This is a genomic window from Ancylobacter sp. WKF20 (assembly GCF_029760895.1).
Classification (GTDB): Bacteria; Pseudomonadota; Alphaproteobacteria; order Rhizobiales; family Xanthobacteraceae; genus Ancylobacter.
In genome coordinates this window covers 254,095-281,092 of record NZ_CP121679.1, presented here as the reverse complement: position 1 = coordinate 281,092, position 26,998 = coordinate 254,095, and the positions used below count along the sequence as shown (strand labels likewise).

Below are 26,998 nucleotides of genomic sequence, written 5' to 3'. Positions count from 1 at the left end.
AGCCTTACGAGGTGCCGTTTGACCCATGCCGCCCCCGGCGCGAATGCCGCCCCAGCCTCGCTGCTGTCCCATCCCCTGCATGACGCGGCCATCATCGGCTGCGCCTGCCGGCTGCCGGGCGCGCGGGACGAGGCGGAGTTCTGGTCGCTGCTGACGCGGGGCGACTGCGTGGTCACGCAGATTCCGACCGATCGCTGGTCGCATGAGCGTTTCCTGCATCCCGGCCGCGGCGTGCCGGGCCGGGCCTACACCTTCGCCGCCGGCGTGCTGGACGACATTTTCGGCTTCGATGCCGGCGCCTTCGGTCTCTCCCCGCGTGAGGTCGAGCAGATCGACCCGCAGCAGCGCCTGCTGCTGGAGCTGGTGCGCGAGGCGTTCGAGGACGCGAATCTTCCGCTGTCCCAGCTCGCGGGCGCGCCGGTCGGCGTGTTCGTCGGCGTCTCCTCGCTCGACCACTCGCTGCATTTCGCGGCCGATATCGGCGCGGCGGACGCGCATTTCGTCACCGGCAACGCGCTCTCCATCATCGCCAACCGCATCTCCCACGTCTTCGGCTTCACCGGCCCGAGTCTGGCCATCGACACCGCCTGCTCCTCCTCGCTGGTCGCCTTCGACCGCGCGGTGAAGGCGATCGAGAGCGGCGAGATCGAGACCGCCGTGGTGGCGGGCGTGAATGTGCTCACCAGCCCGTTCAACTTCATCGGCTTCTCGCGCGCCGGCATGCTCTCGCCGACCGGCCGCTGCCGCCCCTTTTCCGGCGCGGCGGATGGCTATGTCCGCGCCGAGGGCGGCGTCGTCACCATCCTCACCCGACTGAAGGGCGCGACCGGTGCCGGGTTGACGCCGCGCGCGGTGGTGCTCGCCACCGGCACCAATTCGGACGGGCGCACCCTCGGCATCGCCATGCCGGAGAGCCGCGCCCAGCAGCGCCTGCTCGAGGAGCTCTACACCGCCCGCGCCATCGACCCGAACCGCCTCGCCTTTGTCGAGGCGCACGGCACCGGCACGCTGGTCGGCGATCCCGCCGAGGCGAGCGCGGTCGGCGAGGCACTCGGGCGCCGGCGCAGCGCGCCGCTGCCCATCGGCTCGGTGAAGTCCAATATCGGCCATCTCGAACCCGCCTCGGGCCTTGCCGGCCTGCTGAAGGCGCTCAGTGCGCTGGAGAAGCGCCAGCTTCCCGCCTCGCTGCATCTCGATACGCTGAACGCTAACATCGACTTCGCCGCGCTCAACCTCGCTCCCGCAGCCGATCCGGTGGCGCTGGCGGACGACGCGCGGCTCGCCGGCATCTCGTCCTTCGGCTTTGGCGGCACCAATGCCCATGCGGTGATCCGCCTGCCGGAGGCGCATGAGCTGCCCGCCCCGCCGGCCGATCCCGCCGCCCGCGTGCTGATGATCTCGGCGCAGAGCCCGGAGGCGCTGACCCGGCTCGCCGAGAGCTATGCCGACCGGCTCGACAGCGAGATGGAGCGCGCCCGCGTCGCCCATGCCGCCGCGCATGGCCGCGCCCGCCTGCCCCATCGCCTCGCCGTCTCCATCGAAGACCCGGACGCCCCCGCCAAGCTGCGCCGTCTCGCGCGCGGCGGGGCGGAGGTGGCGCTGCAACGCGGCGTCGTCGGCACGGCGGGCAGCGAGGTGGCCTTCGTCTTCACCGGCAATGGCGGGCAATATCCCGGCATGGGCCACGCCGCCTGGCTCGCCAGCGCGCCGTTTCGCGCGGTGATCGACGAGATCGACGACATCTTCGCCCCCACGGCCGGCTGGTCGCTGGCGCAGGCTTTCCGCCAGCCGCCGGACGAGACCGCGCTCGCCGCCACCGAAATCGCCCAGCCACTGATCTTCGCGCTGGAAGTCGCCGTCGCCCGCGCCCTCATGGAAGCCGGTTGCCGGCCGGCAGCGGTGGTCGGCCACAGCGTCGGCGAGATCGCGGCCGCGCATATCGCCGGCGCGCTCAACCTGTTCGACGCGACCCAGCTGATCTATTGGCGCAGCCGCCTGCAGGGCGAGACGCGCGGCGCCGGCACCATGGCCTTCCTGATGGCGAGCCCGGCCCGCGCGGAGGAACTCATCGCCGCCGCCGCGCAGCCCGAGGTGGTGATCGGCGCACGGAATGCCCCCAAGGGCGTGACGCTTTCCGGCCCGACCCCGGCGGTTGACGCCGTGCTGCGCCTCGCGCGCCGGCAGGGCGTGGTCGGCAAGCGGCTCGGCATCGACTACCCTTTCCACTCCCCGGCCATGGCGCCGCTGGAAGGGCCGATCCTTCAGGCGCTGTCGCTGCTGGAGCCGCGCGCGCCCGCCATTCCCTTCACCTCCAGCCTGACCGGCGCCGCCATCACCGATGCCAGCCTCGGCGCGCGCTACTGGTGGGACAATATCCGCCAGCCCGTGCTGTTCGACACGGCGCTGCGCCATCTCGCGGATGACCGCAGCATCGGCATCTTCCTGGAGATCGGGCCGAAGCCCGTGCTGACCGGTTTCGTGCGCGAGATCCTCGCCGACGCGAACCGGGCCGGCGTGGTACTCGCCTCGCTGCAGGACAAGGACCGGCCGGAGGACGACCCGATCGAGCGCGCTCTGCTCGCCGCCCTCGTCAATGGCGCGCGGGTGGATGAGGAGCGCCTGTTCGGCGCCCCCGCTCTGCCCGGTCGCCTTCCCCTGCCGATCACCCCGTGGAACCGCCAGCCGATCCTGCCGCCGCGCACCCGCGAGGCGGTGGACCTGATCGGCGGCGGCGCGCCGGACCACCCCCTGCTCGGCGTGCGGCTGATGCAGAACGGGCGGGAATGGCGCGGCATGCTGGATGTCGAATCCCGCCCCTTCCTCGCCGACCACAAGGTGGGCGACAGCGTCATCGTGCCTGCGACCGGCCTCGCCGAGATGGCGCTCGCCGCCGGCCGCGCGACCCTCGGCACGGATCGCCTGCGGCTGGAGGATTTCGACATCCTCGCCGCGCTGCGCCTCAACGCCGGCGAGAGTGTCGAGACCCGCGTCGCGCTCGATGCCGAAGGCGCGGTCGCCATCACCTCGCGCGCCCGCGGCGCCGAGGAATGGAGCCTCAATGCCCAGGGCCGGGTGCTGTCCGATGAGGACGCAGCCCCCGCTGCCGTCACAGCCGCCGGCATTGCGGAAACCGAGCTCGACGCCGCCGCGCTCTATGAGAGCGCCGCGCGGCTCGGCCTCGCTTACGGCCCGGCCTTCCGGCTGGTGACCCGCGCCGCCCGCAGCGGGGCGCGCATCACCCTGGATCTCGCCACGCCCGATGCGAACACTTGTTCGGCGGACGGCGACTTTGTTCTGTCGCCCATGCGGGCCGATGCCGCCCTGCACGGGCTGGTGCTCGCCATGGACGAGGCCGCTGCGCCCGGCACGGCCTTCGTGCCGGTGCGCATCAACGCGCTGCGGGTCCTCGCCGCTGGCGTGACACCCGTCCGCGCCGAGCTGACGGTGAACCGCGCCAGCCCGCGCTCGCTCGAACTCGACATCACCCTGTTCGACGCGCAGGGCACCCCGGTCGCGCTTATGGAAGCGGTGCGGTTGCGGGCGCTCGCCCTTTCCAGCGCCCCGAGCCTCGAGAGCGATTTCCGCCAGAGCCTCGTGCCGGTCGGCCCCGCCTTTAGCGAGGCCGGCGCGCGCGTCTCGGCCTTTCTGGAGAGCGCCGGCGCGCCGGAGCAGGACGACGACACGCTGCTGACCGACGCCCTCGCCTACGCCATCGCCCACCGTGCCGTCCTGGCGGTGGCGGGGGAGGAGGCACGGGCCGGCGCGCGCCTCGACATCGACGCGCTGATCGTCGAGGGCCGCCTGCCCGCCGAGCGCAAGCCGGTGCTGCTCACCCTGCTCGCCCTGCTGGCCGAGGGCGGCCTCGCCCGGCACAGCACGGAGACCGGCTGGCGGGTGTCGGCGACCAGCGACCTGCCCGCCCCCGAGCCGCTGCTGCACGAGATCGCCAGCGTCGCGCCGGACCGCGCGGCGGAGCTCGCCATCGGCGCGCGTCTGGCGGCGGAATTGCCCGGTCTGATCGGCCTGACTGCACCGATCGTCCACCTCACTGGCCTGACTGACCACTGGGAATCCGCCTCTCCGGCCGCCCGCGCCGTGGCCGCGCAGGCGCTGGCGCTGACCGAAGCGGTCGCCGGTAATATTGCACCAAAGGTCGTTCTGGTGGAGCGCCACGGCACCGTGCTGGAGGCGCTGCGCCCGCTGGCCGAGGCCGGCCGGATCCGGCTGACCATCATCCCCTCCGATGCCGCCGCCCGCCCGCGGCTCGCCGACCGGGTGCGTGCGACGGCAAATATTGTCCTGTTGGATCAACCGCTTGGCGAGGCGGATCTGGTTCTGCACGTCGATCCGCGCCACCCGCTCGACCCGCAAGGCGAGGCCGCCGCGAGGCTGGCGGAAACGCTGCGCCCCGGCGGAGTGCTGGTGTCGCTCAGCATCGCCGCCGCCGGCTTTGCCCGGCTGATGAACCTGACCGCTCCCACCGGACAGCGCTTCCATCGCCTCATCCATCCGCGCGGCGCCTGCGATGTCGTTGAGATCAAAAGCAAAAAGCCGACCGATCCGGCCAAGGGCGACGGCCTCGCCGGGGCGGTGCTGGCCCTGCTCGCCACCGATGCCGGCAGCTGCCTCGTCTCGCCGCGTGGCCATGAGCTGGAGGGCGACCCGATCGCGCCGGGCGCGCAGGTGTTTATATACCGCCCACTAGCCGATGACAGCGCCGCCTCGCTCGCCAAGGCCCTCGCCAAGGCTGGCGCGCTCATGGAATCCCTGCGCGCCAGCACCACGCCCCCGGCTCTGCGCCTGCTGATCGACGGCGACCCGCTCGGCCCCCATCCGCGCGCCAGCGCGCTGTGGGCGTTCGGCCGTGCCGCCATCAATGAATACCCCGATCTCGACATCAAGCTGGTCGCGCTGAACCGCCGGGTGATCGATTCACACGTCGCCGCCGAACTCGCCCGCGCCATGGTCGAGCTCCCGCACGAGCGCGAATTGGTGCTGGATGACAAGGGCTTGCAGGCGGTGCGCCTCGCCCCCGCGCCGCGCGAGGGTGCGCTTGCCGCCCCCGCGCTGCGTCTCACCATGGAACGGCCGGGCTCGCTCGACCGGCTGGACTGGCGGGCGCAGGAGCGCCGCGCCCCCGGCCCCGGCGAGGTCGAGATCGAGGTCGCCGCCGGCGCGCTGAACTTCCGCGATGTGATGTTCGCGCAAGGGCTCATCGGCGACGAGATGCTGGAAAACGGCTTTGCCGGCGCCAGCCTCGGATTCGAATGCGCCGGCCGCGTGCTGCGCGTCGGCCCAGGGGTAACTTCACACCGGCCGGGCGATGCGGTGATGGCCTTCGCCCCCGCCGCGCTGGCGAGCCACACCACCATTCCCGCCCATGCCGCCCTGCCCGTGCCAGCCGCCATGCCGCTCGAGGCCGCCGCGACCCTGCCCGTCGCCTTCCTCACCGCCTGGTACGCCCTCATTGAGTGCGCCCGGCTGCGCGAGGGTGAGACGGTGCTGATCCATGGCGCCGCCGGCGGTGTCGGCATGGCCGCGATGCAGATCGCGAAGGCACGCGGCGCGCGCATCATCGCCACCGCCGGTTCACCGGAAAAGCGCGCTCTGGCAAGGCTTTACGGCGCGGACGCGGTGTATGATTCCCGCCACACCGCCTTTGCCGAGGCGATCCGCGCGGCGGGCGGCTGCGAGGTCGCGCTCAACTCGCTGTCCGGCCGGGCGATGGAGCTGACGCTGCGCACGCTCAAGCCCTTCGGCCGCTTCGTCGAGCTGGGCAAGCGCGATTTCATCGCCAATACCGGGCTGGGCCTGCGCCCCTTTGCCCGCAACCTGTCCTATTTCGGCGTCGATGCCGACCAGCTCATCGCCGCCCGCCCCGCTCTGGTGCAGGGCATGCTGGCGGAGCTGTCGGCGCTGTTCGTCAGTGGTGTTTTGACACCTCTTCCCTACCGGGTCTTCGCCGCCGACGATGCCCGCGCCGCGCTGCGGCTGATGCAGGGCGCCGGCCATGTCGGCAAGATCCTCATCCGCCCGCCCGTCACCCCGCCCGCCCGCGCCGAGACGGCGCCTTTTGCGGCGGCGTCGGAGGGGGTTCACATCGTCGTCGGCGGCACAGGCGGCTTCGGCCGCGAAACCGCGCGCTGGCTGGCGAGCAAAGGCGCGCGCCACATTGTCGTCGCCTCGCGTAACGGTGTCATGACACCCCCGCTGCAGATTGACGGCGCGGACATCACCGCCGAGCGCCTCGACGCCCGCGACGCCCATGCCTGCCACGATTTCCTCGCCCGGATGACCGCCCGCCACGGCCGCATCGCCGGCGTCATCCACACCGCCATGGTGCTCGACGACGCGCTGATCCGCGATCTCGACCGGGGGCGTTTCGAGGCGGTGCTGGCCCCGAAGATCGACGGCGCGCGCCATCTCGATGCCGCGACCGCCGGGCTGGACCTCGATTATTTCGTGCTGTTCTCCTCGGCGACCACGCTGGTCGGCAATCCCGGCCAGGCCGCCTATGTCGCCGCCAATGGCTATCTGGAAGCCCTCGCGCGGCGGCGCCGGGCGGCGGGCCTGCCGGCGCTCGCCATGCTGTGGGGGGCGATTTCTGATGTCGGCGTGCTCGCCCGCGATGGCGCCACCTCGGAAAAGCTGAGCCGCCGCCTGGGCTTGGGCCTGCTCACCGCCTCGGATGCGCTCGACGAGCTCGGCCGTGCGCTCGGTGATCCCGACCAGCCCGCCACCCGCGTTCACGCACCGATCGACTGGCGGGCGGCCCGCGAGCTCGGCGTCATGCGCGGGGCGAGCTTCGCCGCGCTCCAGCCGGCGGCGGAAGACACCATCGAGGGCGCGGAAGGCGGCGACCTTGCCGGGCTCATCCGCGATCTCAGCGACGCCGAAGCGCGTGCGACCATACTGCGCCTGCTCGGCGCCGAAGTGGCGCGCATCCTGCGCCTGCCGGCGGACGCGATCGAGATGGCCCGTCCGCTCGGCGATATCGGCATGGATTCGCTGATGGCGCTGGAGCTCGACATGGAAATGCAGCGCCGCCACAAGGTCGCACTGCCCATGCTTGGCCTTGGTGCCGGGGCGAGCTTGCAGGATGTCGGCGACAAGCTGCTGCGCAAGCTGCGCCCCTCAATGGAGGGAGCCGCTGGCGGCCCGATCCTCGCAGCGGGGCTGCATCTGTCAGGTGAGACCGCCGAGCTTGCCGACCGCCATTTGCGGGTCGAGCCGGCGGTCGTGGAGGCGCTTCAGGCGCGCGTCGCCGCCGAGATGCGCCGGGACGGGAGTCTGCTGCGATGAGCGTGCCGAATCCCCTCCTCGACGGCGCGGCGCGCAGCGCCCTTCTGGACCGGATGCGTGGCCGGCCGGTGACGAGCGCCGAAGTACCACAGAGGTCTTATGATACCTCATTCGAGACCCTGCCGGGCTTTGAAGAGCTGAAGATCATGCGCGCCGCGGGGGATCTCCTCGGTGTCGCCAACCCGTTCTACCGCGCCCATGAAGGCTGTGCCGGCGCCACCACCCGGATCGAGGGGCAGGAGGTCATCAACTTCGCCTCCTACGACTATCTCGGCCTCAACGCCCACCCCGCCGTGCGGCAGGCGGCGCATGACGCGGTATCAAAATACGGCACCAGCGTCTCGGCGAGCCGGCTGGTCGCGGGCGAGCGCCCGTTTCACCGGGAGCTGGAAGCCGCACTGGCGGGTTTGCACCAGCAGGACGACGCCATCGCCTTCGTTTCCGGCCATGCGGCCAATGTCGCGACCATAGGCAGCCTGCTCGGCGCGGAAGACGTGATCTTCCACGACGCCTTGATTCATAACAGCATTATCGTCGGCGCCGAACTCTCGGGCGCGCGCCGCCGCAGCTTCCCGCACAATGATCTCGACGCTCTGGAGGCCATGCTCGCCAGCGAGCGCCCGCGCAGCCAGCGGGCGCTGATCGCCGTCGAAGGGCTCTATTCGATGGACGGCGACATGCCGGACCTCGCCCGCCTCATCGCCCTCAAGGAGCGGCATGGCTGCTGGCTCATGGTCGACGAGGCCCACAGCGTCGGCGTCCTCGGGGCGCGCGGCCACGGTCTGGCGGAACAGGCGGGCATCGACCCCACCCGCGTCGATATCTGGATGGGCACGCTGTCCAAGTCCCTGGCCTCCTGCGGCGGCTATATCGCCGGGCCGCAGCCGCTGATCGACTTCCTCAAGGCGACGGCGCCCGGCTTCGTCTACAGCGTCGGCCTGCCTCCCGCCGCCAGCGCCGCCGCGCGCGCGGCGCTCGCGGTGATGGGTGAGGAAAGCGAGCGCGTCGCGCGGCTTACCACCAATTCGCGGCTTTTCCTCGCGGAGGCGCAGGCGGCCGGCCTCGATACCGGCACCGCCGAGGGCCACGCCATCGTGCCGGTGATGGTGGGCGACTCGCTCAAGGCGGTGATGCTGTCGGAGCGCCTGCTGGCACGCGGTATCAATGTACTTCCCATCATCCACCCGGCTGTGCCGCACCTTTCGGCACGGCTGCGCTTCTTCATCAGCGCCACTCACGAGACGAACCAGATCCGCACCGCGGTGGCGCTGGTCGTCGAGGAGCTGGCGCAGTGCGACGCGCGGATGGCCGGGCTGGGCCTGACGATTTTGAGCGCCGAACAGGCGGGCTTCATGCCCGCCACGGCGCGGGAGACTGCACCATGAAGGTCGTTCTGGATATCACAAGGCTGCTGAGGCGCTCGAACCAGCGCACGCCGACCGGTATCGACCGCGTCGAGCTCGCCTATGCCCGCCATCTTCTGTCGAGCCCCGCCTATAAGGACAAGGCCGCCTTCGTCGCCCGGCTGCGGGCCTCGACATGGTATCTTGATGCCGACACGGTGTCGTCCTTCGTGGATACACTGGCCTTGCGCTGGAAGCTCTCCGAAGGCCGCGTCACCAAACGCGAACTTTTCGCCATCGAGCGCTTTCTCGGCCAGCCGACCGGCGTGCTGGCCAATCTCGAGCCGCCCGCTCCGCTCCGCTCTGGGCTGCCGGACATACTCCCGCCGCTGCGCCGCCTGTTCTCACCGGTCAACCTGCTGCCGCGCCTCCTGCGCCGCCGCAATTCCGATGGCGCCGTCTATCTCAACGTCTCGCATGAGGGGCTGAACTCGGTGAACGGCATGCGCTCCATGGCGCGCGGCCACCGCATGAAGCCGATGTTCCTGGTCCATGACCTCATCCCGCTGACGCACCCCGAATATGTCCGTCCGGGAGACGCCGAGAAGCACGAGATGCGCATGCGCACCGTGCTGACCTCCGCCAATGCCATCGTCTGCAATTCCCGCCACACCATGGGCGAGCTCAACGCCTTCGCCGAGCGCTACCGCCTGCCCGTCCCGGAGACGGTGGTGAGCCCGCTCGGCATCGAGGACGAGTTCGATGACGGGCCGATGGAGAATGTCACCACCCACCCGTTCTTCCTGACCATAGGTACGATTGAACCGCGCAAGAACCACCTCGTCCTGCTGCATGCCTGGCGGGTGCTGGTCGAGAAGCTCGGCCCCAAGGCGCCCAAGCTCATCATCGTCGGCCGGCGCGGCTGGGAGAACGAGAACGTCGTCGACATCATCGAGCGCTGCCGCAAGCTCGGCGACCATGTGCTGGAGTGCAACCGGCTGCCCGACGCGCATCTGCGCTGGCTGATGCGCCAGTCACGCGGCGTGCTGTTCCCCTCCTTCGCGGAAGGTTTCGGATTACCTCTGTTCGAGGCGCTGGCGCTGCGGGTGCCGGTGATCTGCTCGGAACTCGACGTCTTCCGCGACATCGCCGGCGACGCCCCGCGCTATCTCGACCCGATCGACGGCCTCGGCTGGGCCCGCACCATCGAGGAATATGCCGATCCGCACTCGCCGGACCGGGCCGCGCAGTTCGCCAAGCTGGCGCAGCTCAGCGTCCCGCGCTGGCGGGATCATTTCTCGGTCATCGACCGGCTGATCGACGGCGTCGCCGAACCATCGTCCAAGCCGGTGCCGCGGCCCGCCTCGGTCGCGACGCCGGAGCCTTCCGTGGTCGGCTGGCGACCAGTGCCGAGCTTCGAGCGCAACAGCGCGTTGATCTTCGCCGGGGAACGGTCGACCGAGCCGGTCGGCTCCGTGTCCTTCTGCGCCGCCCAGCCGCATTCGAGCATGAGGTAATCCGTGGCCGTATCATCAACCAGCGCCTCATGTCCGGGAAGGATGGGGGCATGATCGCCATAAAATACCAGCAGCGATCGGTCCGTGCGCAGGTCGAGCGCCTCGACCAGTGCGCCGAGCAAGGCGTCCGCATGGGCGATATGGCGCGCATATTGCGCGACCGCATCGTCTGTCTCGGCAAGCCGGCCCGGCCCGTAGGGGTCATGCGCCTCCATGGTCACGGCCATGGCGAAAAGCGGCGTGCCGGCCTCAACCGCCTGCTCGATCTCGCGAATGAGCGTGCGAGCGACCGCCCGGTCGCAGACATAGGGTCCATAGCGATCCGCGTCGCTGTAGGCGTCCTCGGCCACGAAGCGCTCGAAGCCGAGTTGGGGGATCGCCCGGTCGCGGCGGAAGAAGCGCGGGTCGTGCGGGTGAAGGAACAGGGTGCGCCAGCCGCTGGCACGCAAGCGCGTGGCGAGCGAGGCCTCGGCCAGCCGGTTCGGGCGCAGATAGGGGTCGAAGCGATCCATGCCCTGCGCGGCGAAGGGGACGCCCGTGAGCATCTCGACCTCGGACCGGTGGGTGTAGGCGCCGAAGCACGAGACCTCCAGCCGGCCGCTGGCGAAGGCACGGCCGCGCAGGCGGTCGAACGCCGCGAGATCAGCCGCGACACCCTGCCGTCGGATGTCGCAGAAAGACTCCGACTGGATGACGATCACCGCGCGATAGCGGTCGCCGAGGCGCGCGGGCCCGGCACCGGGATGCGCCGCGCGACCGCGCTCCGCCCGCCACAGGGCGAAACCTCCGACCAGTGTGGTCAGGAGGCCGAGATCCCGCACCAGATCGCGGGCCGGGGCGCTGCGCAGCGGCTCGAGCACGGCAAGGCGCTGCGCCAAGGGGCCGGCGAGCAGCAGCGCGGCAAGGCCGACGCCACCGGCCAGAACGAGCACCTGCGCGCCGTACCCGAAGAGGCGCGGCTCCTGCGCGGTCCAGACCGCAATGAGAGCGACCACCGCGGCGATGAACAGGGCAATTCCCACCACCTCGCGCCGGCCGACATAGAACAGCGCCGGGTGGCGAATGAGTGTGGCGATGAAGGTGAGATCGCTGAACACCAGCGGTTCGCGCAGATAGCTGTATTTGACCCGCGAGATGCCGACAAAGACCGCCAGCGTGATGAGGCTTGCCGCCGCCGCGAAGAAGGGGCGGGCCGAGACGCCCAGCCACAGAAGAAACAGGCTGGTCACAACGCCAAGGCTGAACGCCGTCACCGCCAGCGGGCGAGCGGCCTGGGGCCGGTGCGGCACAGCCTTGCGCTCGATCCTGTCGCCGACCGCCAGAACCATGCCGAACAAGGCTGCCAGAATGCCAATGCTGGTCATCATCTGATCCATTTCGCTGGCTCTTCATCATGCATGACGGCCGACAAATTAGTATCAACCGATAATATATTCAACACGGCCGAGAAATTTATTGTCATTCTTGATAGACATAACTCGAAATATTGCCTCAATTCTCCGCGTACTGAAGAAAACGTCTTATTTTTATTCGGTGCCGACGGCGGTCAAATGGAAACGGAGGCGCGTCATGAGTGAACGTCATCGCGTAGTGCCGATGCCCGCCACCGCGGCCAGCGCGCCAGACGACCAGACGCAGACCGTGCTGCCGACCAAGGAAAAACGCCCGCGCCCCGCCGCCCGGATCGTTGCGGAAGGCGAGCGCGTGACCTCGCGGCTGCGGCTGAAGCCCGTGCGCGCGCCGCAGGCCGAGCGGCGCTTCCCCATGCCCGACGTGCAGGGCGCGGGGCTGGACGCGCTTCTGCCCCAAAGGCGGCGCGCCAAGCGCTCCATCGGCCTGTGGGCGTCGTTCCTGCTGATGGTGGCCCTGCCGACCATCGCGGCGGGCGTCTATTACGGCTTTTTCGTCTCGAACCAGTACGTTTCGGAATTCCGGTTCGCGGTCCGCAACCAGAGTTTCTCTCCGGCGGGCGCTACCGCCACCAGCACGGCCTTGGGGGCGGCAGCCCAGTCAGGCCTCTACACCGACAATTTTCTCGTCGTGGACTACATCACCAGCCGGCAGGCGGTCGAAGACCTGATGAAGACCGTCGACCTTCAGGAGATGTACAGCCGCCAGAATGTCGACTGGCTCTCGCGCCTGACCCCCGGCGTGACGATGGAGGGCCTGGTTTCCTACTGGCAGTCGATGATCACCGCGAATTTCGACATGGCCACCGGCCTTGCGCTGGTGCGCGTGCGCGCCTTCACGCCGGATGATGCCTACACGATTTCCTCCGCGCTGGTGAAACAGAGCGAGCGGCTGATCAACGACATCTCGGCCCGCTCGCGTCAGGACGCGGTACGGTTCGCGGAGGCAGACGTCGCGCGGGCGGAAGAGCGCCTTCGCGGGGCGCGTGGGCAGATGCGCCAGTTCCGCGACAGCGAACAGACGCCGGATGCGGCCAAGACCGCAGGTGGCACGCTCGACCTTGCCATGAAGCTGCGTGGGGAGCTCGCCGGCCTGCAATCGCAGCTCGCCTCGCTGCGCACCTATATGGACCCGAGCGCGCCGAGCGTGCGGGTGCTCGAAAGCCGCATCGCCGCGACCACCAAGCAGATTGCCGCGACCGAGCGCGAACTCGGCAAGGGCGACCCGAACCAGTCGGCGACCGCGACGGGCACAGCCGGCACGGCCGCTGCCGGATCGGCAAGCGGCACATCGCCGGTGATCTCCGAGATGCTCTCCAACTACGAAGACGTCGATCTCAGCCGGCAGTTCGCCGAGAAGTACTATGAAACCACCCTGTCGGCACTGGAGCTCGCGCGCTCGGAGGCCGCGTCGCAGCACACCTATGTCGCAACCTATGTGCAGCCCGGCCTCGCGCAGGCGAGCGAATACCCGCGCCGTGCGGTCACGATCCTCATCGTGTTCCTTGCGGCCGGCGCGCTGTGGTTCATCAGCGTGATGGTGTTCTTCTCCGTCCGCGATCACGTGGCCTGAACGGGTAACGGGCCATGACGTTCGCGCGCAACGCCGCCATGAATGAGGATGGGCTGGGCCTCCGCCGGTTCGGCGATGGCCTGCGCACGCAGGGGCGCGTTGTCGTCGCGTTGATGCTGCGCGAGATGCGGCTGCGTTCCGTGCATTCGCGCCTGAGCTACCTGCTGGCGCTGCTGGAGCCCATCCTCCAGCTCACCATGATGATGACGATCTTCACGCTCATCGGGCGCCGGCCGGATTTCGGTACCAGCCTGCTGCTGTTCCTCGGCACCGGCATTCTGCCGTTCTTCCTGTTCACTCACGTCTCCGGCCGCACCACGGGCGCCGTGCGAGCGAGCGGTCTGGTCCGTGCGCTGGCTCCCGTCCACCCGCTCGACATCATGCTGGCGCGCTCGCTGCTGGAGACGGCGACGCTGCTGGTCATCGCTGTCCTGCTGTTCACCGTCATCTATGCGACGGGGGTCAAGGACGCGATCCCGGTCCGCCCGATGCTGGCGATCGAAGGCTTTGCCGCGACCGCCCTGCTGGCGATCGGGGTGGGGCTCATCAACGGCGTGATCGGCGCCTTCTTCCGGCTCTGGGCGGTGATTTACGGCGTGCTGTCGCGCTCGCTCATCTTCCTGTCCGGTGTGTTCTTCGTGCCGGACTTCATGCCGCCGGCCATCCGCTACTATCTGAGCTGGAATCCGCTGCTGCATGGGCTGGAATGGTTCCGTTCCGGCTTCTACCTGACCTACCCCACGCTCACGCTCGACAAGGGCTACCTCATCGGCTTCAGCGTCGTTGCCCTCCTCGTCGGCCTGGCATTGGAGCGTGTCTTCCGCGCGAGGCTGGTATGATCGCGGTCGAGATGGCGGACGTCACCAAGACCTTCCGCGGAGCCCATGGCGCCCGGCACGTCTTCGAGCATCTCAACGCGGTGTTCCCGGCAGGCGCGTCCGTTGGCATTCTCGGCGCGCGCGGGGCCGGCAAGTCGACGCTGATCCGGCTGATTGGCGGATCGACGCTCCCGGACCGTGGCAGCATCCGGCGTCGCGGCTCGATTTCGCCGCCTGTCGCCAATACGCAGGCCTATCACGCCGCGCTCACGGGCCGGGAGAACCTGCACTTCGTCGCCCGGGTCAACGGTTTCGACGGCGAGGCGGCCACCCAATTCGTCGCGCGCTTCGGCGAACTGGAATCGGTGATTGACCTGCCGCTCTCGACCTATTCGCGCGAGCGTCGCGCACGGTTCATGTTCGCCGCGTCCTATGCCCTGCCGTTCGACATCTTCATCGCCGATGAGGCGCTGTTCGGTGGCACCGGCGCGTTCCGCGAGCGTTGCGCCGAGCTCGTGCAGGCCCGGCGCGAACAGGCGACGCTCATCTTCACCACCCGATCCCCCCTGATGCTGCGCCGGTTCGCCGACTTCGGCGCGGTGCTTCATCAGGGGCGGCTGCTCATGTTCGAGCAGATCTCAGACGCGATCCGCGTCTTCCGCGCCATCGACGACAGCACGCCGGGGAAAGACGGCGCGCCGGAGGATCCGGAGGGCGACGAGGAGCGTCTGGCCGAAGAACCTTTCGGGCCTCTGGCCTGACAGGGACTTTCCACCCGTCGATCAGGCGACGCCTGATCTATCACTAAGGAGACGACATGAACGACCTGCCCGAAATCAGTCGCCAGCTCGAGCGTTTCGTTGCGCGCCGTCTGGTCGAGTACGACCCCGCCGCCTGGAAGGAACTCAGCACCGAGAAGCGCCGGGAGTGCATCCAGGCCGCGCGCCGGGCGCTGAAGGCCGAGCGCCAGTTCTTCGCCCGCGAAGCGCGTGTGCCGCAGGCCGCCGAATAAGCCCCGGCGGGTGAGTCTTGCCGGCGCCGGCCTGTGGCAGGTCGGCGTCGGCCTTGTCCGCCTGCCCCGACACATGGAATTCGCCGATAAAATAGGCTCAATAATGGTATCATATTATTGAAGTAATTCCGGCAGCTGGATAGTTGTGGTATCCAAGCAACAGCATTTCATCTTAATCGAGCGTTATTGATCACGGCATAGAAATGCCGTCGATCATCGGCTCTACATGGGCCGGACATCACGAATGGGGATCGGGCGGTTTGATTATCCGTAGGTCAAGGGCGCGTCTCGCCGGGCTCGCCGCGTTGTGTCTGACACTTGGTGGTTGCGTCTTCTTTCCCGGGTCGGGTCCGACCACCCAGGAGGTGATGCAGCCCCGGGAGCAGCCGACGGATTACGTGATCGTCGATGTGGATGCCGAGACCGTGCGGGCCATGGGTCTGTGGCATTCCAACAGCCTCGTGCGCAGCTTCGGCGCCGCGCGGTCCGCCCCCGAGACCCGTGTGAATGTGGGCGACGTTGTCTCCATCGCCATCTGGGAAGCCAGCGGCGGCGGGCTGTTCGGCGGCCGCTCCGTGGTCGATAGCGGGTCGGGCAGCGAGACCCTGCCGGCTCAGGTGGTTGGCCGCGATGGCCGTATCAAGGTACCCTATGTCGGCGAGTTGTCCGTGGTCGGCAAGCGGCCGAGCGAGATCGCCAAGATCATCGAGCAGGGCCTGACCGGCAAAGCGATCGAGCCGCAGGTTCTGGTGACCCTGCCGCAGCAGGCCTCCGCCTCCGTCGTGGTCGTCGGCGACCTGACAGGCGCCGGCCGGGTCAACCTCAACGTCAAGGGCGACCGGCTGCTGGAAGTCATTGCGCAGGCGGGGGGGATCAAGGGGGCGGCGCATGAGAGTTTTGTGCGTGTGACCCGCGGCAGCCGCAGCACCACCATGCAACTCGCGGCCATCCTCGCCAAGCCGGACGAGAACATCTACATGCAGCCCGGCGACACGGTCTATGTATTTAAGAAGCCTCAGACTTTTACCGCCCTTGGTGCGGTGAAGGCCGCCGGCGAAATGCCGATCGACCGCGAGGAATTCACCGTGGCGGAAGCCATGGGCGTGTCGGGTGGTCTGGTGGACAGTCAGGCCGATCCGAGCGGCATTTTCATCTTCCGCTATGAGCAGCCGGCCGTGGTGCGGGCGTTCAATCCCGAGAGTCCGCTGCTCGCCGGCAACAGCCTCGTGCCGGTGATCTACCGCCTCAACCTGAAGGATCCCAGCGGCTACTTCATCGCGCGGGCTTTCCCGGTGCGGGTCGGCGACATCGTCTATGTCGCCAATGCCCCCGGCGTCGAGTTCACCAAGTTCCTGCGGATGGCGCAGACCATCAGCTCGGTCGTCCGCTCCAACGCGGTGGCGGTCTCCGACTGACGCACGCCCCGCGACAGCGGGGCGGCTTGCCTGCGGGCGCGGTTGGGGCGAGCGTGTGCCTCGCCGCTACAGCCGCGGCATGTCGACGGGAGGCCCCTATGGGACGCGTCATCACGGTTGCCCTGCCCGGCGGGCCGGTCGAGAGTGAGACCGACGAGGCGGGGCATCATGATACCGCGACGGGCGGGCGCGTTGTTCTCCTCCCAGCCCTGAGCTCGATCTCGACGCGCGGCGAAATGCGCCCGCTGCTGGAGCGCCTCGGCCCGCGCCTCAACGTCGCCAGCCTCGACTGGCCCGGCTTCGGCACACGCGCCAAGCCCCGCCGGGACTGGACGCCGGCCCTGCTCTCAGCCTTCCTCGACCGCGCTTTGGACGACCTCGGGGCAACAGCCGTGGTCGCGGCGGGGCATGCGGCCACCTATGCGCTGGATTATGCCGTGCGCCATCCCGGCCGTCTGTCGCGGCTGGTGCTGGTCGCGCCCACTTGGCGCGGCCCGTTGCCAACCATGATGAAGGGTCCGCGTCCCTGGTTCGCCCGCATCCGCGCCGCCGTCGACGCCCCGCTCATCGGCCCCCTGCTCTACCGGCTGAACCTGAGCGGGCCGGTAATCGCCCGCATGGCGCGCCAGCATGTCTACAGCGATCCCGGCTGGCTCGTCGGCCCGCGCCTCGCAGAAAAGTATCAGGTGACAGCGGCGGCGGGCGCGCGGCACGGCTCGGTGCGCTTCGTGACCGGCGCGCTGGACCGTGTGGACAGCCGCGACGCCTTCCTGGACCTCGCCCGCCGCGCCAGCGTGCCCCTTCTGGTCATCTTCGGCGATGAGACGCCACCGCGCTCGCGGGCGGAGATGGAGGCGCTCAGCGCTCTGCCGAATGTCGAGTTGCGCCGGCTGCCCAAGGGACGGCTCGGCGTGCACGAGGAGTTCCCGGACGCGGTCGCGGCGCTCGCCCTGCCGTTCCTAAGCGGCTGACATATCCGACAGATCAGGCATCCATCGACGGGTCGGCGCCGAACTGGGCGTTATAGAGACGCGCATAAATCCCCCCGCGCGCCAGCAGCACTTCATGCGGCCCCTGCTCGGCAATGCCCTCGGGGGTGACCACGACGATGCGGTCGGCATTCTGGATGGTGGCGAGGCGGTGCGCGATGACCAACGTGGTGCGCCCGCGCGCCAGCTCGTCGAGCGAGCGCTGGATCTCGCGCTCGGTGTGGGTGTCCAGCGCCGAGGTCGCCTCGTCGAGAATGAGGATGGGCGGGTCCTTCAGGAAGATACGGGCGATAGCGAGGCGCTGCTTCTGGCCGCCGGAGAGCTTGACGCCGCGCTCGCCGACGACGGTATCAAGCCCTTCCGGCAGCTCATCAATCAGCCCGTCCAGCCGCGCCCGGCTGGCCGCCTGGCGGATGTCGTCCTCATCGGCGTCGAGCCGGCCATAGGCGATGTTCTCGCGGATGGTGCCGCCGAACAGGAACACGTCCTGCTGCACGATGCCGATGTTCCGCCGCAGCGAGGCGAGCGTCATGTCCCGTATATCCGTACCGTCGATACGGATCCGACCGTCATCCACCTCATAGAAGCGCGGCAGGAGGGAGAGGAGCGTGGTCTTGCCGGCGCCGGAGGGCCCGACAAAAGCGACAGTTTCCCCGGCGCTTATCTCAAGGTCGATGCCGCTGAGGATCGCCCGCTCCGGCGTGTAGCCGAAGCGCACGCCTTCAAAGACAATGTCGCCGCGCAGATGGCCCACCGCCCGCGCATGGGGCCGGTCGGCGACATCCGGCTCGGTCGCCAGCAACTCCTGATAGCGGCGAAAGCCGGCAATGCCCTTCGGGTAGCTCTCCATCATCGCCGCGATCTTGTCGAGCGGCCGGTAGAAGACCGAGACCAGAAGGAGAAAACCGACGAAACCGCCGATACTTAGCGTGCCGTGCACGACGAACCAACTCCCCGCCAGCATCACCGTGAGCTGGACGAAGCGCATCGCCATATAGTTGAGCGCCTGACTGGCGGCCATGATGCGGTAGGCGTCGAGTTTGGTATCTTTATACCTCACATTGTCGCCCGCGAAGAGCCGCCGCTCATAGGCCTCATTGCCGAAGGCCTGCACCACGCGGATGCCGCCGATATTCTCCTCCAGCCGCACATTGAAATCGCCGACCCGGCCGAACTGCGCCTGCCAGTTCTGGGTCATGCGGCCGCCGTAGCGGGCGACGATGAGTGCAGTGAGGGGGACGATCAGTGCAGTGAGGAGCGCCAGTTGCGGGTGAACCCAGAGCATCAGCACAAAGGCGCCGATGAAGGTCATCACCGCGATGAACAGATCCTCCGGCCCGTGATGGGCGATCTCGCCGATCTCCTCCAGATCCTTGGTCACGCGGGCGAGCAGGTGGCCGGTCTTGAAATTGTCGTAGAAGCGGAAGGACAGCTTCTGCAGATGCGCGAAGGCGCGCTCGCGCATCTCGGTCTCGATATTGATGCCGAGCACGTGGCCCCAATAGGTCACCACCGCCATCAGACCACTGTTGAGCAGGAAGATGGCGAGGAGCGCGATGGCGGCGAGAACGATGAGCTGCAGGTCGGCCTGCGGTAGCAGGACATCGACGAAACCCTTCATCGCGATCGGGAAGCCGAGTTCCAGCACGCCGGACAGCACGGCGCAGCCGAAATCAATGAGGAACAGCCGCGTATGCGGCCGGTAATAGGAAAAGAACGCCTTCAGCATGCCGAGGCCCGTTCGGTGCGGCGCGGGCGGGCCGCGCATGCTGACATGGGAGTGGGGAACATCATCTGTCCTGCCGTCGGCGCCGGGCGCCCGTGCCGCGCCGGCTGGCGGCGCGCTGTGTTCCTCCCCATGTGCCGCGAAGCGGAGCGGGCGGCAAGCATGGTGTGACGTGGATCGGCAGGCCGCCGGTGGGCGTTGCCAAATCGCCGCACGCCCCGGAGCGCCCCCTCCCAAGGGTGTGTTGCCAAACCGGGCGCGTTGCCAAATCGGCGTCATCGGCGCATGGAAGGTTTTGAGGACGGTCATCCTGCCGGGCGCCGCGGGGCTGCCGCACGCCGCGGACCGGAACCGCCCGTTTGCCCCGCGTCCCGGAATGCCCCCGATCATGTCGTCTTCTGCCGCCGGCACTGCTGCAGCCACTCCTGCAGGCACTCCTGTCGCCGCCCGCCCGCCGCTTTCCGCCTATGGCCATCTTCTGGCGATCTACATCGTCTGGGGCGGCGCCTATTTCGCGGTGAAGATCTGCGTCTCCGGGCCGGCGCTGGTCACCGTCTTCCAGCTTCAGTCGGTGCGCATGTGGGGCGCCTCGCTGCTGCTCGCGCTGGTGGCGCTCATCCGCTGCGGCCCGCCGCGCCGCCTGCGCCCCGCCGACCTGCTGATCTGCGCGGCGAGCGGCAGCCTCATGTGGGTGGCCGGCAACGGGCTGGCGACGCTCGCCTCCAAGCACGCGACATCAAGCTTCATCGTCATGGCGATGGGCGCGATCCCGCTCTGGAGCTGCCTCCTGGAACTGCTGATCGCCCGGCAAGTGCCGTCGCTGCGGGTGGTGACGGGCCTCTGCCTCGGCCTGTTCGGGCTGTTCCTCGTGGTCTCGCCGACATTGGTGGACGCCCACAGCGCCATCATCGAGCCGGGCTATGGCCGCCTTGTCGTGGCGATCCTGATCGCCGCCGGCGTGAGCTGGTCGCTGGGCACCATCGTGCAGCGCCCGTTGATGCAGCGCATGGCGACCGAATGGGCCGCCACCTTCCAGATGCTGACGGCGGCGCTGGTGCTGACGCTGTTCACCGGCGTCGAATCCGCGCCGCTGCCGCAGTCGCCGAGCCTGCCGCAATGGCTGGCGCTCGGCTTTCTCATCGTCTTCGCCTCGGTGATCGGCCTCACCTCCTATATCCGGGTGCTGCGCGCCTTCACCCCGACGGTGGCGACCACCTTCGCCTATGTGAACCCGATCATCGGCGTGCTGCTCGGCTGGATCATCCTCGGCGAGACGCTGGCCACGGTGTCGCTGGCCGGCCTCGCCGTGGTGCTCGCCAGCATCGCCATCGTGCTGAGCGGGCGGCGCTGAGGGCTATTTCTCCGGCGGCAGGCAGGCGGGATCGCTCACGGCCTGCGCTAGCGCGGCGAAGCGGCTCCAGGGGCAGAGGCCCGCCGGATCGGCACCGCACGCACCGATCTCCACCGGCGTCGCGGCGGGCGGATTCTGCGCAGCGAGCGCGGCGCCGCTGCGGAGCTGATCGAGGCTCTGCACGATATAGACGAGGCGCAGCGTCAGCTCGCCAGTGGGCGGCTGCCACAGCTCGAAGGCGAAGGCCCCGCCCGGCGGCAGCTGATAGGGGTGGAAGCCCGGCGGCGTCCATCTGAGGTCCAGCATGCCGGCGAGCGCCAGCATCAGCGTGTCGTGGCTCGAAAAATAGGTGAAGGTCGGTCCCCGACCCGCGGCCAGCTCGGTCAGCGCGGCGAGCACCGGCGCCAGCACGGGCGTGCCGCGCTTCACCGCCTGATAGCGCGGCATGAAGGCGATGCGCTCACTCGCGGCATGAAGGGCGTTTACTTCCATGATGGCTGCGGGGAGCGGCGCGCCGGTGGCGGCCGGCAGGCGCCCCCAGCCGATCGCGTCCGGCGCGAGGCTGGCGCCATATTGCATGATGAACTGCTCGGAGGTCTGCGCGGCGATGTGCAGCCCGTCAAAGCCATCACCCTTTGCGGCGAGCGTCGCCAGCGAACAGGGGGCGCTCACGCCATGGGCGGCGCAGGCTTCCGGCCGGAACGGGCCGAGCACAGTGTCGAGCGCGGCGAGCGGGCGGGCGAATTCCCCGCGCATCAAAGTCGCCGGCGTCGCCCCGGCCAGCGCGACCGAGGCGGCACGGGCCTGCGCCTCCTCATAGCCGCAGGCCGGCCCCTTATAGAGGGCGGGCCGCACATCGAGGTTCGGCAGCAGGCAGCCGGGGAACATGCCGTCCATCACCGCGCCGGCGCTGAGCAGGGTGCGCTCGACGCCATCGGAGATGAAGGCGACGCGGGAGGCTGGCGGGCATTCCACCGGCGGAAACAGGCCGGCCTGCGCGTAATGACGACGGTAGAAATCGCCCATCACCCGCATCCGCGCGAAGCCGGCATCGGTGAGATGGCCGGAGGCCACGGCGGGGTTCGGCCAGCGGTCGGCGCCGAGCGCGTCGAGGCAGTCGCCGGGCTTTTCCACCCCGCCGCAGCGCACGGCGATGGTGACGGCGCGCATGCCATGGCGGCTCAGCACCACCGTGCCCTTCAGCGTCCAGCCCGCGCCGGGCGGGTCGAGCGGGCCGGCGAAGGCCGCGCCGGCCACCAGAAAGAAACCCAGCGCCAGCAACGTTCTCACGACACCCACCATCGCCCCCTCGCTCTCCCGACTCGCGCGGTACTATACGCGGCGGACCTTGAGCGGGAATGGCGAGGGGCGACCTGCACGCCCGGGTGACTGGCGGCATCAGAAGGCACGGCGGCGCGCGAAAGAGCCGACCGGGCCGCTGCAAAACGCCCGCGAAGCGGAACCTGCGCGCGGCGCCACCGGTTAGGAGAGGCGTGCCGGGCATGAGGCGGGGCATTCCCCGCCGGCCGCACGCACAGCATCAGGAGACGAGGATGAGGGCCTTCCATCTCGTGGCGGCGGCGCTGATCGCCACCGCCCCGCTCGCTGCCGTTCCCGCCATGGCGCAGTCCGTCGGCGAGACCACCGGCGTCAATTCCGTTCTGGGGGTGAGCCCCTCCACGCAGGATTTCGTGACCCAGGCCGCGACGAGCGACATGTTCGAAATCCGCTCCAGCGAACTCGCCCTTGAGCGCGGCGACGCGCCGACCAAGGCGTTCGCGCAGCAGATGATCACCGCCCACCAAAAGACCACGGCGGAACTGAAGGGCCTGATCACCAGCGCCAAGCTGCAGGTGACCCCGCCCGCCGCCCTGGACAGCACCCATCAGGGCATGGTGGACGACCTCGCCAAGCTTCAGGGCAAGGAGTTCGTCGAGGCCTATCTCGATGATCAGGTCGAGGCGCATGAGGACGCGGTGTCGCTGTTCGAGCGCTACGCCAATGGCGGCGACAATGCCGCGCTGAAGGAATGGGCGGGCAAGACGCTGCCCGACCTCAAGCACCATCTCGACATGGCCAAGAAGCTGGCCGGCGATTGATCGACAATCGTTCCAAACGGAACTCCCGCCCTTGAGCCTCCGCCCGGCTGTGGCACTCTGCCGAAGCGGGGGCTCATCGACAGCAGGGAGTGGCCATGTCCACCCAGAGCGACCATCCCATCACCCCCGTGGCCGAACCGGCCGCGCGACCCCGCATCGTCATCATCGGAGCGGGTTTCGGCGGGGTGCAGCTCGCGCGCGGCCTCGCTTCCGCCCCGGCGGATATCACGCTGATCGACCAGCACAATTACCACTGCTTCCAGCCACTGCTCTATCAGGTAGCGACCGCCGTGCTCTCGCCGGCCGACATCGCCTGGCCGATCCGGCACATCCTCGCCGGCCAACCCAACCTCACCATGCTGATGGCCCGCGCCGAGGGCGTCGACCGCGCCGCCCGCGTGGTAAGCACCAGCGAAGGGCCGATCCCCTATGACATCCTCGTCCTCGCCACCGGGGCCACCTATGCCTATTTCGGCCATGACGACTGGGCCGAGGCGGCGCCGGGGCTCAAGAATATCGAGGATGCCACGCGCCTGCGCCGGCGCATCCTGCTCGCCTTCGAGCGCGCCGAGACCACCCGCGACGAGGCGGAACGCCGGCGGCTGCTGACCTTCGCCGTCATCGGCGGCGGACCGACGGGTGTGGAAATGGCCGGCGCCATCGCCGAGGTGGCCAGGCACGCGCTGGCGCCGGACTTCCGCAATGTCGATCCGCGCACGGCGCGCATCCTGCTGATCGAGGCCGGCCCGCGCCTGCTGCCGGCCCTGCCGGAGAACCTCGCCACCTATGCCGCCCACCGCCTTGAATCGATGGGCGTGGAGGTGATGACCGGCACGCCCGTGACCTCCATCGACGCGCATCAGGTGGCGCTGGGCGACGGCACGACCATCGAGACCGCCACCACCGTCTGGGCCGCCGGTGTCAAAGCCTCCGCCGCCGGACAATGGCTCGGGGCCGAGACCGACCGGGCCGGGCGCTGCCTCGTCACGCCCCAGCTCACCCTGCCCGACGATCCCGCCATCTTCGTCATTGGCGACACGGCCGCGGTGAAGGACGCGGCCGGCAAGCCGGTGCCGGGCATCGCCCCCGCCGCCAAGCAGATGGGCGCTTATGTCGCCCGGGTCATCCGCGCCCGCCTTGCCGGCAAGGCGGAAATCGGGCCGTTCCGCTACAGCCATCAAGGCGATCTCGCCACCATCGGGCGCAATTCCGCCGTGGTGAAGCTCGGCCGGTTCGAGCTCACGGGGTTTCTGGGCTGGGTGTTCTGGGGGATCGTGCATGTCTACTTCCTGATCGGCACGCGCAACCGCCTCGCCGTCGGCACCACCTGGCTGTGGAATTACGTCACCAACCAGCGCGCCGCGCGCCTCATCACCGGCGACACCACGGCTGGCGAGCACAGGCCGGCGGCTCCCGCCTCGCCCACCTCCTGACCGAGCTGCGACAGCGCCGCGTTTGCCCGCCGGCTGTCATGGAACGGCGCCCGGCCCGAAGCGTTGAACCGGGCCGCTGCTGGGCGGCGTTTCGTGTGGCTGGAGGGCTGACGCAATGGAAGACGCACAGATCGGGTGGATCGCCGCCATCATCATCGGCGGTCTCGCCGGCTGGATCGCCTCGGCGATCATGAAGACCGGCACCGGCATTTTCCTCAACATCGTGCTCGGCATCATCGGTGCGTCCGTGGCGAGCTTCCTGTTCGGCTTCCTCGGCATCGGCTTTGGCGGGTGGATCGGCTATCTGGTGGCCGGTGTCATCGGTGCCTGCATCCTGATTGGGCTTGTCCGGGCGATCCGAAGCTAGCCGGCCATGGCGCTCGGCTATCACGCCTCGCACGAGCAGTTCGCCCCGAGCGAACTGCTCGCCTGCGTCATCGCCGCCGAGCAGGCGGGTTTCGCGGCCGCCATGTGTTCCGACCATGTGCAGCCCTGGAGCGAGCGCCAGCCGCATTCGGGCTTCGCCTGGAGCTGGCTCGGCGCCGCGCTCTCCGCCACCGCCCTACCCTTCGGCGTGGTCACCACACCGATCGGCCTGCGCTACCACCCCGTCATCATCGCCCAGGCCGCCGCCACGCTGGGCGAGATGTTCCCGGACCGCTTCTGGATGGCGCTCGGCTCCGGCGAGGCGTTGAACGAGCGCGTGACCGGGGCGCGCTGGCCCGCCAAGCCCGAGCGCGACGCCCGGATCATCGAGGCGGCGGAAGCGATCCGCGCGCTGCAGCTAGGCGAGACCGTCACGCGCAATGGCCACATCATTTTCGAGGAAGCCCGGCTCCACACCCTACCGCCCCGACCGACGCCCTTGGTCGGCGCCGCGCTGACGCCGGCCACCGCCCGCCGCGCCGGCGGCTGGGCCGACGCGCTGGTGACGATCAACCAGCCGCATGACCGGCTGCGCGCCATTCTCGACGCCTTCCGCGAAGGCGGCGGCGAGGGCAAGCCGGCCTATCTGCAGGTTCACCTTTCCTACGCACCGACGCTGGCGGAAGCCCGCGCCAACGCCCATGACCAGTGGCGGTTCAACGCGCTGTCGAGTTCCGTCGCCGCGGAGTTGAAGACCCCCGCACAGTTCGACGACGCCACGCGCCATGTGCGGCCGGAGGATCTGGAGGAGAGCATCCGCATCTCGCCCGATCCGGCCCGCCATGTGGACTGGATCGGCGCCTATGCCCAACTCGGGTTCCGCGACATCTACCTTCACAATGTCGGGTTAAACCAGCGCGCCTTCATCGATGATTTCGGCGCGAAGGTGCTGCCGCATTTTCCTTCGGCAGCCTGACACGCCGCAGACAGGAGAGCCGACATGAGCGAGGCCCAGTGGTGGCAGCGGGGGATCTTCTATCAGGTCTATCCCCGCTCCTTTCAGGACACCAATGGCGATGGCGTCGGCGACCTCGACGGCATTCGCCAGCGCCTGCCCTATCTCGCCGGGCTCGGCGTCGACGCCGTGTGGGTCTCGCCCATCTATCCCTCGCCCATGGCCGACTTCGGCTATGACGTCGCGGATTATTGCGGCATCCATCCGCTCTTCGGCGATCTCGCCGGCTTCGACCGGCTCATCGCCGAGGCGCACCGGCTCGGGCTCAAGCTGGTGCTCGACTTCGTGCCCAACCACACCTCGAACCAGCACCCGTGGTTTCTGGAGGCCCGCTCCTCGCCCAACAGCGCCAAGCGCGACTGGTACATCTGGCGCGACCCGGCGCCCGATGGCGGCCCGCCCAATAACTGGATCAGCAATTTCGGCGGCCCCGCCTGGACGCTCGATACGGCGAGCGGCCAGTATTATTACCACGCCTTCCTGAAGCAGCAGCCCGACCTCAACTGGCGCAATCCCGAGCTACGGGCCGCCATGCACGATGTGCTGCGCTTCTGGATGAACCGGGGTGTCGACGGCTTCCGCGTCGATGTCATCTGGCACCTGATGAAGGATCCCGAGTTCCGCGACGACCCGCTGAACCCGGCCTATCGCGATGGCGAACCGGAAGTCTCCCGCCTGCTCCAGACCCGCTCGACCGACCAGCCGGACGTGCATGGCATCATCGCCGGCTTGCGGGCGGTGCTGGAGGAATATGGCGACCGGGTGCTAATCGGCGAGATCTACCTGCCGGTCGAGCGGCTCGTCACCTATTACGGCGACAATCTGGAAGGCGCCCATCTGCCGTTCAACTTCCAGCTTCTGCATGCGAGCTGGACCGCGCCGGCGCTCGCCCGGCTGATCGAGGATTATGAGGCGGCGCTGCCGAAGGGCGGATGGCCGAACTGGGTGCTCGGCAATCACGACCGCCCGCGCATCGCCAGCCGCATCGGCCCCGAGCGGGCGCGACTCGCCGCCATGCTGCTGCTCACCCTGCGCGGCACGCCGACCATGTATTACGGCGATGAGATCGGCATGGAGAATGTGCCGATCCCCGCCGATCAGGCGCAGGACCCGTGGGAGAAGAACGAGCCGGGCCTCGGCGTCGGACGCGATCCCGAGCGCACACCCATGCAGTGGGACGGCTCGGCCAATGCCGGCTTCACCACCGGGCGGCCCTGGCTTCCCGTGGCGCGCGACCACGCTCACCGCAATGTGGAGGCGCAAAGCGCCGACCCGCATTCCCTGCTCAGCCTCTACCGCCGTCTGATCGCGCTGCGTCGCACGGCGCCCACCCTGCAACTCGGCAGCTATGGCCTGGTCGGCACGGCGGGCGAGGCGCTCATCTTCATGCGCGAGCATGAGGGCGAGCGGTTTCTCATCGCGCTCAATCTCGGCGACACGCCGCGCGGCGATATCGCGCTGCCGGCGGGGGAGACGCACGGGCGCATTCTGATCTCGACCGAACTTGACCGAGAGGAATCCGTGCAGGGCGGCTTCTGGCTGCGGCCTTATGAGGGCGTCATCGTGCAGCTGGCAAAGACTTAGGGCGTATTGAAGCCACGGGCCCCGCGACTATGCTACCGGCGCTTTC

17 protein-coding genes and 1 pseudogene are annotated in these 26,998 nt (G+C 69.0%); 15 read left to right on the top strand and 3 right to left on the bottom strand.

Features of this window, described 5'->3' with window-relative positions; genetic code table 11:
* Positions 1–18 precede the first annotated feature (18 nt).
* Genes AncyloWKF20_RS01300 through AncyloWKF20_RS01290 form a run of 3 tightly spaced genes read left to right on the top strand, consistent with a single transcriptional unit; the run spans position 19 to position 10,162 of the window.
* A complete protein-coding gene (locus AncyloWKF20_RS01300; protein ID WP_279316175.1) occupies positions 19–7,302 on the top strand; it encodes a type I polyketide synthase in 7,284 nt (2,427 codons plus the stop codon).
* A gap of 53 nt (positions 7,303–7,355) precedes the next feature.
* Positions 7,356–8,687, top strand: a complete 1,332-nt coding sequence (locus AncyloWKF20_RS01295; protein WP_279317844.1) for an aminotransferase class I/II-fold pyridoxal phosphate-dependent enzyme — start codon at positions 7,356–7,358, stop codon at positions 8,685–8,687.
* Positions 8,684–10,162 (top strand): glycosyltransferase family 1 protein, encoded by a 1,479-nt coding sequence (locus AncyloWKF20_RS01290; protein WP_279316174.1) that lies wholly within the window; start codon positions 8,684–8,686, stop codon positions 10,160–10,162. The genes AncyloWKF20_RS01295 and AncyloWKF20_RS01290 overlap by 4 nt, the downstream gene beginning before the upstream one ends.
* A gap of 44 nt (positions 10,163–10,206) precedes the next feature.
* On the opposite strand, the pseudogene AncyloWKF20_RS01285 reads toward AncyloWKF20_RS01290, so the two are convergent.
* Positions 10,207–11,490 (bottom strand): annotated as a pseudogene (locus tag AncyloWKF20_RS01285) (LTA synthase family protein); the annotation flags it as partial.
* A 241-nt stretch (positions 11,491–11,731) separates the two neighbouring features.
* On the opposite strand from AncyloWKF20_RS01285, the gene AncyloWKF20_RS01280 reads away from it, so the two are divergent.
* The 6 genes from AncyloWKF20_RS01280 to AncyloWKF20_RS01255 all read left to right on the top strand — a co-directional run bounded on the left by AncyloWKF20_RS01280 (position 11,732) and on the right by AncyloWKF20_RS01255 (position 17,360).
* Positions 11,732–13,144: a hypothetical protein gene (locus AncyloWKF20_RS01280; protein ID WP_279316173.1), complete on the top strand. Its 1,413-nt coding sequence runs from the start codon at positions 11,732–11,734 to the stop codon at positions 13,142–13,144.
* Between the two features lie 14 nt (positions 13,145–13,158).
* Positions 13,159–13,983 (top strand): ABC transporter permease, encoded by an 825-nt coding sequence (locus AncyloWKF20_RS01275; RefSeq protein ID WP_279316172.1) that lies wholly within the window; start codon positions 13,159–13,161, stop codon positions 13,981–13,983.
* On the top strand, positions 13,980–14,723 hold the full coding sequence (locus tag AncyloWKF20_RS01270) for an ATP-binding cassette domain-containing protein (protein ID WP_279316171.1): 744 nt from the start codon (positions 13,980–13,982) through the stop codon (positions 14,721–14,723). The genes AncyloWKF20_RS01275 and AncyloWKF20_RS01270 overlap by 4 nt, the downstream gene beginning before the upstream one ends.
* A gap of 56 nt (positions 14,724–14,779) precedes the next feature.
* Positions 14,780–14,974, top strand: coding sequence for a hypothetical protein (locus AncyloWKF20_RS01265; RefSeq protein ID WP_279316170.1), 195 nt, complete (start codon positions 14,780–14,782; stop codon positions 14,972–14,974).
* Positions 14,975–15,342: 368 nt separating this feature from the next.
* Positions 15,343–16,389 (top strand): polysaccharide export protein, encoded by a 1,047-nt coding sequence (locus AncyloWKF20_RS01260; protein WP_279316169.1) that lies wholly within the window; start codon positions 15,343–15,345, stop codon positions 16,387–16,389.
* 98 nt (positions 16,390–16,487) lie between these two features.
* Complete coding sequence (locus AncyloWKF20_RS01255; protein ID WP_279316168.1) at positions 16,488–17,360, top strand: alpha/beta hydrolase; 873 nt, start codon at positions 16,488–16,490, stop codon at positions 17,358–17,360.
* 13 nt (positions 17,361–17,373) lie between these two features.
* Here the strand turns inward: AncyloWKF20_RS01255 and AncyloWKF20_RS01250 are convergent, their stop codons facing one another.
* Positions 17,374–19,107: an ABC transporter ATP-binding protein gene (locus tag AncyloWKF20_RS01250; protein ID WP_279316167.1), complete on the bottom strand. Its 1,734-nt coding sequence runs from the start codon at positions 19,105–19,107 to the stop codon at positions 17,374–17,376.
* Positions 19,108–19,492: 385 nt separating this feature from the next.
* Between AncyloWKF20_RS01250 and AncyloWKF20_RS01245 the strand changes: the two genes are divergently transcribed.
* Positions 19,493–20,455: an EamA family transporter gene (locus AncyloWKF20_RS01245; RefSeq protein ID WP_279316166.1), complete on the top strand. Its 963-nt coding sequence runs from the start codon at positions 19,493–19,495 to the stop codon at positions 20,453–20,455.
* A gap of 3 nt (positions 20,456–20,458) precedes the next feature.
* On the opposite strand, the gene AncyloWKF20_RS01240 is transcribed toward AncyloWKF20_RS01245, so the two are convergent.
* Complete coding sequence (locus AncyloWKF20_RS01240; protein WP_279316165.1) at positions 20,459–21,745, bottom strand: histidine-type phosphatase; 1,287 nt, start codon at positions 21,743–21,745, stop codon at positions 20,459–20,461.
* 263 nt (positions 21,746–22,008) lie between these two features.
* On the opposite strand from AncyloWKF20_RS01240, the gene AncyloWKF20_RS01235 reads away from it, so the two are divergent.
* The 5 genes from AncyloWKF20_RS01235 (at position 22,009) to AncyloWKF20_RS01215 (ending at position 26,952) form a co-directional block, all read left to right on the top strand.
* Entirely contained in the window at positions 22,009–22,554 is a 546-nt protein-coding gene (locus tag AncyloWKF20_RS01235) for a DUF4142 domain-containing protein (protein ID WP_279316164.1), read from the top strand.
* A gap of 95 nt (positions 22,555–22,649) precedes the next feature.
* On the top strand, positions 22,650–23,987 hold the full coding sequence (locus AncyloWKF20_RS01230; protein ID WP_279316163.1) for an NAD(P)/FAD-dependent oxidoreductase: 1,338 nt from the start codon (positions 22,650–22,652) through the stop codon (positions 23,985–23,987).
* A 115-nt stretch (positions 23,988–24,102) separates the two neighbouring features.
* Complete coding sequence (locus tag AncyloWKF20_RS01225; RefSeq protein WP_279316162.1) at positions 24,103–24,354, top strand: GlsB/YeaQ/YmgE family stress response membrane protein; 252 nt, start codon at positions 24,103–24,105, stop codon at positions 24,352–24,354.
* 6 nt (positions 24,355–24,360) lie between these two features.
* Entirely contained in the window at positions 24,361–25,329 is a 969-nt protein-coding gene (locus tag AncyloWKF20_RS01220) for a TIGR03885 family FMN-dependent LLM class oxidoreductase (RefSeq protein ID WP_279316161.1), read from the top strand.
* Between the two features lie 24 nt (positions 25,330–25,353).
* Positions 25,354–26,952 (top strand): alpha-amylase family glycosyl hydrolase, encoded by a 1,599-nt coding sequence (locus AncyloWKF20_RS01215; RefSeq protein ID WP_279316160.1) that lies wholly within the window; start codon positions 25,354–25,356, stop codon positions 26,950–26,952.
* The last annotated feature ends 46 nt before the right edge of the window (positions 26,953–26,998 follow it).

Coding starts and splice junctions, on each gene's coding strand:
- AncyloWKF20_RS01260 (WP_279316169.1), top strand. CDS start 15,343: ATGCAGCCCCGGGAGCAGCCGACGGATTACGTGATCGTCGATGTGGAT.
- AncyloWKF20_RS01270 (WP_279316171.1), top strand. CDS start 13,980: ATGATCGCGGTCGAGATGGCGGACGTCACCAAGACCTTCCGCGGAGCC.
- AncyloWKF20_RS01280 (WP_279316173.1), top strand. CDS start 11,732: ATGAGTGAACGTCATCGCGTAGTGCCGATGCCCGCCACCGCGGCCAGC.
- AncyloWKF20_RS01255 (WP_279316168.1), top strand. CDS start 16,488: ATGGGACGCGTCATCACGGTTGCCCTGCCCGGCGGGCCGGTCGAGAGT.
- AncyloWKF20_RS01230 (WP_279316163.1), top strand. CDS start 22,650: ATGTCCACCCAGAGCGACCATCCCATCACCCCCGTGGCCGAACCGGCC.
- AncyloWKF20_RS01295 (WP_279317844.1), top strand. CDS start 7,356: ATGCGTGGCCGGCCGGTGACGAGCGCCGAAGTACCACAGAGGTCTTAT.
- AncyloWKF20_RS01225 (WP_279316162.1), top strand. CDS start 24,103: ATGGAAGACGCACAGATCGGGTGGATCGCCGCCATCATCATCGGCGGT.
- AncyloWKF20_RS01275 (WP_279316172.1), top strand. CDS start 13,159: ATGACGTTCGCGCGCAACGCCGCCATGAATGAGGATGGGCTGGGCCTC.
- AncyloWKF20_RS01220 (WP_279316161.1), top strand. CDS start 24,361: ATGGCGCTCGGCTATCACGCCTCGCACGAGCAGTTCGCCCCGAGCGAA.
- AncyloWKF20_RS01250 (WP_279316167.1), bottom strand. CDS start 19,107: ATGCTGAAGGCGTTCTTTTCCTATTACCGGCCGCATACGCGGCTGTTC.
- AncyloWKF20_RS01245 (WP_279316166.1), top strand. CDS start 19,493: ATGTCGTCTTCTGCCGCCGGCACTGCTGCAGCCACTCCTGCAGGCACT.
- AncyloWKF20_RS01235 (WP_279316164.1), top strand. CDS start 22,009: ATGAGGGCCTTCCATCTCGTGGCGGCGGCGCTGATCGCCACCGCCCCG.
- AncyloWKF20_RS01265 (WP_279316170.1), top strand. CDS start 14,780: ATGAACGACCTGCCCGAAATCAGTCGCCAGCTCGAGCGTTTCGTTGCG.
- AncyloWKF20_RS01290 (WP_279316174.1), top strand. CDS start 8,684: ATGAAGGTCGTTCTGGATATCACAAGGCTGCTGAGGCGCTCGAACCAG.
- AncyloWKF20_RS01215 (WP_279316160.1), top strand. CDS start 25,354: ATGAGCGAGGCCCAGTGGTGGCAGCGGGGGATCTTCTATCAGGTCTAT.